This is a genomic window from Streptomyces sp. UNOC14_S4 (assembly GCF_020740835.1).
Lineage (GTDB): Bacteria > Actinomycetota > Actinomycetes > Streptomycetales > Streptomycetaceae > Streptomyces.
Map to the genome: position 1 here is coordinate 1 of NZ_JAINFC010000559.1, position 4,714 is coordinate 4,714.

Here is a 4,714-nt window from a genome sequence, read left to right on the forward strand (position 1 = left end):
CCCCCGGCTTCGGGAAGCGTTCCGCGCCCGGCCAGAAGCCCCGTACGGCCGCCGACTTCGCGCACCTCTCCGCCCGCGAGGCGTACATCGCGGCCTACATCGACCGCCTCCCTGACGGTGCCGCGATCGACATCAAGACCCTGGCCAAGCAGCTCGCCGCCTTCGGGCAGATGGCCGTCCGTACCGCCTTACGCCTCCTGGAGCAGGCGGGCCACCTCTTCCGCCGCCGCGAAACCGTCGGAGACGGCGGCACCCAGTGGGTCTGGCGCACCTACTTCTCCCGCACCCCGCGCAGCGAATCCTGGTGGCAGCGCTTCCGCAAGGGCGACGTACCCCCGGACGAGCCGAAGCCTCAGCCACAGGAGCAGGCGCAGCCCCAGGAGGAGACCCCGCGCCGTAGCGCGTACGGCACCCTCGCAGGTGCGGGGCTCGTCGACCCCCGCATGTCCCTCTCGGCAGCCGAATGCGCCGAGCTGCGCCCCCTCGCCGAGGAATGGTTCGCACGCGGCGCCACCGAAGACGACATCGAACGCGCCCTGACCGCGAACCTGCCGCCCGAGGTCCACGTACCCGGCGCCTTCGCCCGCAGGCGCCTCGTGGACAAGCTCCCACCGCAGCGCGAAGCACCCCCGGCACCCGAGCCCCACCGCCCCCTGGCAGAGTGCGAAGTCTGCCGCGCGCCGGGCCGCTCACTCCCCGGCGGCCGCTGCCGCACCTGCCGAGGCGACGACAACCCGCACGAAGGATGGCTCGGCGAATCCATCCCCGAGCCACTCGCCGAGAGCATCCACCGCAAAGCCGACGCCGTCCGCGCAGGCATCATCAAGAACCCGCTCCCCGAGCGGAGATTGGGCAAGCCGCGACGACGCGGCTGACCGACAGCCCATCCGGAATGCGGCAACGCCCGGATCGACCCGGGAAGATGCCGACTTGGCAAATATGACCCTCAAGTGGCCGTCGTTCGAAGCGAGTTCGACCCCAGTCGGCGATTAGCCTTCTGTAAGATTTGCGGTGGCGCACAGCTCGTGCGCCTCCTTCCATGACCGGGACTTCGGCTCCCGGGCGCTCGTCCTGGGCGCCCGGACGCGGCGTCCCCGGCGCACCTCCGGCTAAAGGTGCAGCTGTATGGAAGGAGGCGCCCGATGCCTGGACGCCACCGTAAGAAGACTCTTCCCGAGCGTCTGCTCGCGGCTGTCCGCGAGTTCGGGAGGTGGCTGACTGGACGGTGACCGCCAGTCCTCACAACAGCTGAGGGCTGACGGCCGATAACCGTCCGTCTTACGGCTCAGCGCTCGTCGCGGATAGCCGCCGTCGACGGGCGCTGTCTTATGTCCTCCGGCTGCACTGCCCAGCTCGGGAGGTGGCTGACCGGACGGTGACCGCCAGTCCTCACACAGACTGAGGGCTGACGGCCGATAACCGCCCATCTTACGGTTCAGCACTCGTCGCGGGTTGGCGCCGCGGCGGGCGCTGTCTTATGTCCTCCGGCTCTACTACACAGCGACGTAGGCCAGCGCGCCATCCCCGGCGGACACGTCACCAGACTAGCGTCAGCGATCGCGCTACTGCCAGCGCAACGTCCACCACGCCGCGACGGCAACCCGCACGAAGGATGGCTCGGTGAATCCTTCCCCGAGAACTTCCGCCGCAAGGTCGCCGCAATCCGCGCAGGCCTCGCCTCCCGGAAACGAACAGGCGTCAGCGCAGGCGGTGGTCCTGGCTCGTGAGCCTGAACCGGAAGGTGTTCTCCTCGGCGTTCTCCCCGGCGTTGTTCTCCTCGGTGACCCACCGGTGGAAGCCGGCCTTCTCCAGCACGCGGGCCGAGGACGGGTTCGACAGTTCCACGTTGGCGAACACGGTGTGGACGTCCGGCGCGGTGAGGGCGAAGTCGGCGAGAGCCCGGGTGGCCTCGGGGGCGTAGCCCCGGCCGCGGCGGGAGGCGACGATGCCGTACCCGATCTCGACGGTTCCCTCGGTGGGCGGCCAGAACAGGCCGATCGAGCCCACCACCAGGCCGCTGTCGCGCTCGATGATCAGGCGGTGGCCGTACTCGCCGAGCCAGGCGGGGAACTGGCCGAAGAGGCCCGCGATGACGCGGTCGCCCTCGGCGGGGAAGTCGTCCGCCCAGTCGGGCGACCTGGTGTCGCCGAGGACCGCGGTGGCCTCGGCCATGGTCCAGGGCCGGAGGACGAGGCGGTCGGTGGTCAGCTGGACGTGTGCTGCTGAAGTAGCCGAAGAGGTGGCCGAAGTGGAGGAAGTCACGTGTCACTCCTGGTCGATGGAAACGACCCGGACCGCGCGGCTCTACTGGCGCACGGACCGGACAAGGGCATGCTGAGGACGGCCGACGGCGGCCATATTCATCAACCTCCCTGTCCCGTGATCACGCGTCTCTCGCGTCGGCGTGACGGTAGCAACACCTCCCCGAGCCGGGCAAAGCATTTAGCAGCCGGCGGCCCGCCACGACGACCGACGGACCGGTCTTGTTACCTTCTCCCGTCGGCATCCGTCATAGGGGCGAGGACCGAATACGAACGGTCGTCGCACCGCACCGCATCGCACCGACGAGTGAAGAGAGAAACCGGATGCTGACCAACATCATGTACGTGACGGTCTACGTCACCGATCAGGACCGCGCGCTGGAGTTCTACACCGAGGGACTCGGCCTGGAGAAGCGGCTCGACTTCCCGGGGCCCGACGGACGTTTCCTCACCGTCGGCGTTCCCGACAGCCCGGTGCAGATCATCCTGTGGTCGCACGCGGCGGCCGCGGGACAGCCGGGCGACGCGGCGGGCCGGAACGCCGCGCCCGGTCCGCTGATCCTTGAGTCCGAGGATTTGCGGAAGGACTTCGAGATCATGCGCGAGCGCGGCGTCGTCTTCGAGCAGTCCGAGCCCGAGGACTACCCGTTCGGGGTCCGCATAGAGGCCGTGGACCCGGACGGCAACCGGGTCTCGCTCCGTCAGCAGCGGAAGCCGTGACCGTCCACCCGTCCGGCCTCGTGACCGAGGCGTTCGAAGCCCAGCGCGACCGGCTGCGCGCCGTCGCGTACCGCGTGCTGGGCTCGCACGCCGACGCCGAGGACGTGGTCCAGGAAGCCTGGATGCGTCTCGTCCGCCAGGACGAGGCGGCCATCGGCAACCTCTCGGGCTGGCTGACCACCGTGGTCGGCCGCATCAGTCTGGACCTGCTGAGATCCCGCCGGGCCCACCCCGAGACCGCCTACGGGCAGGAGTCGGCTGACCTTGTGGTGACGCCCGCCGACGACCCCGCGCCCGACGAGCAGGTGGCGCTGGCCGATTCGGTCGGCCTCGCCCTGCTCGTCGTGCTCGACTCGCTCACCCCGAGTGAGCGCCTGGCGTTCGTCCTGCACGACATGTTCGCGGTCCCGTTCCGCGAGATCGGCCAGATCCTGGGCAAATCCGCCGACGCCGCCAAGATGATCGCCAGCCGCGCCCGCCGCAAGGTCCGGGCCACGGACCGGCCGGCGGGCCCCGGCCGCGAGCACCGGGAGGTCGTCCAGGCGTTCCGCGCCGCCGCCCTCGGCGGCGACTTCGAAGCGCTCCTGCGCGTCCTCGACCCGAACGTGAAGCTGACCGTCGACACGCCCAACGGTGTGGTCGTCACCCTCGGCGCCACCGAGGTCGCCGCCGGTGCCCGCAGGTTCTCCGGCGAGGTCGCCCGTCACCGGCCCGTGCTGCTCAACGGCGTTCCCGGCCATATGTCGTGGCGCCCCGACGGAACCCCTCTCTCCGTCATCGCCTTCACCGTCACCGAAGGCCGGATCACCGGCATCCACATCGTTGTCGACCCGGCCAAACTCGCCTCGATCCGGCTGTCCGCCCCGGCCTGAGCCGGTGGTGTCGGGGTCGGCCCGCGCGTCCATGGCCTGCGCGCCGTGCCCGGCGGACACGTCGCCAGGCCGGCGTCAGCGGTGGCGCAACATTTATGTGACGGTCCAGGCCCGGAGCCGGAGGGCGGCCTGGGCCACACCGACCGTCCCCGCGCCGGCTTCGCGTACGAGCACGACGGCATCCTTCGGCCGGTAGTCGAGCCGGTGCCCGTTCAGGCCGAGAAAGGCCTCGGTGACGTGCCACGCGAACCGGTCGTTCGAGTGCTCCAGGCACGGCATCCGCACGAGGCCGACCAGCAGCGCACCGGCCTTCAGGTGCAGGGAGCCGTAGATGTCCCGGTCCATCGCTCTGGCGTGCATGCGGGCGACAGCCCCGAACAATGGGCCGTAGTCGTCTACTTGTACTTGAGGATCGCCGGGAAGCAGTTCGGCAGCATGAAGCAGGAAGGGGACGTCGATCCGTAGCGGCGGCCGGTCATCGTTCACGCGGCGCGGCCCTGCCCCTGCTGCCCGAGGGCGACCCGGGCCTGCTGCTCGGCGGCACGCTGCTCGGGAGAGGGGTCGGACGCGCTCGGCTCGGCTTCGAAGGCGTCGCCACTGCGGGCCATCGAGTCCTTGAACGCTTCCAGGAACTTCATCTCGACAGCCGTCGCGCGCTCGTAAGCGGCCGAGAGGATGTACTCCTGCATGCTGACGCCGGCCTCCGTGGCAGCGGCCTCGATGGCCCTGCGCTGCTCCGGGTCGGGGAACCGCAGGCTCATGGTTTCGGGCTCGGACATGGCACCGACGGTATCGGCCGATGCCACGCCCTTGCCATCTCCCTGCACGGCGTCGTGCGAAGCACGCCACGGGGGTGCGGGG

General features: G+C 70.1%; 6 protein-coding genes. 3 read left to right on the top strand and 3 right to left on the bottom strand.

The annotated features are described in order from the left end of the window. A partial coding sequence (locus K6I34_RS31945; protein WP_229331452.1) for a hypothetical protein occupies positions 1-875 on the top strand: 875 nt, incomplete at its 5' end. An 823-nt stretch (positions 876-1,698) separates the two neighbouring features. Here the strand turns inward: K6I34_RS31945 and K6I34_RS31950 are convergent. Then, positions 1,699-2,262, bottom strand: a complete 564-nt coding sequence (locus K6I34_RS31950; protein WP_308294086.1) for a GNAT family N-acetyltransferase — start codon at positions 2,260-2,262, stop codon at positions 1,699-1,701. A 323-nt stretch (positions 2,263-2,585) separates the two neighbouring features. On the opposite strand from K6I34_RS31950, the gene K6I34_RS31955 reads away from it, so the two are divergent. After that, positions 2,586-2,981: a VOC family protein gene (locus K6I34_RS31955; RefSeq protein ID WP_229331454.1), complete on the top strand. Its 396-nt coding sequence runs from the start codon at positions 2,586-2,588 to the stop codon at positions 2,979-2,981. Next, complete coding sequence (locus K6I34_RS31960; protein ID WP_229331456.1) at positions 2,978-3,853, top strand: sigma-70 family RNA polymerase sigma factor; 876 nt, start codon at positions 2,978-2,980, stop codon at positions 3,851-3,853. The genes K6I34_RS31955 and K6I34_RS31960 overlap by 4 nt, the downstream gene beginning before the upstream one ends. A gap of 93 nt (positions 3,854-3,946) precedes the next feature. Here the strand turns inward: K6I34_RS31960 and K6I34_RS31965 are convergent, their stop codons facing one another. Together K6I34_RS31965 and K6I34_RS31970 are read right to left on the bottom strand one after the other, a co-directional pair. Continuing rightward, positions 3,947-4,339: a fic family toxin-antitoxin system, toxin component gene (locus K6I34_RS31965; RefSeq protein ID WP_374231079.1), complete on the bottom strand. Its 393-nt coding sequence runs from the start codon at positions 4,337-4,339 to the stop codon at positions 3,947-3,949. Beyond that, positions 4,336-4,632 carry a DUF1778 domain-containing protein gene (locus tag K6I34_RS31970; protein WP_229331458.1) on the bottom strand — a complete coding sequence of 99 codons (297 nt, stop codon included), beginning with the start codon at positions 4,630-4,632 and terminating at the stop codon, positions 4,336-4,338. The genes K6I34_RS31965 and K6I34_RS31970 overlap by 4 nt, the downstream gene beginning before the upstream one ends. Positions 4,633-4,714: the final 82 nt, after the last annotated feature.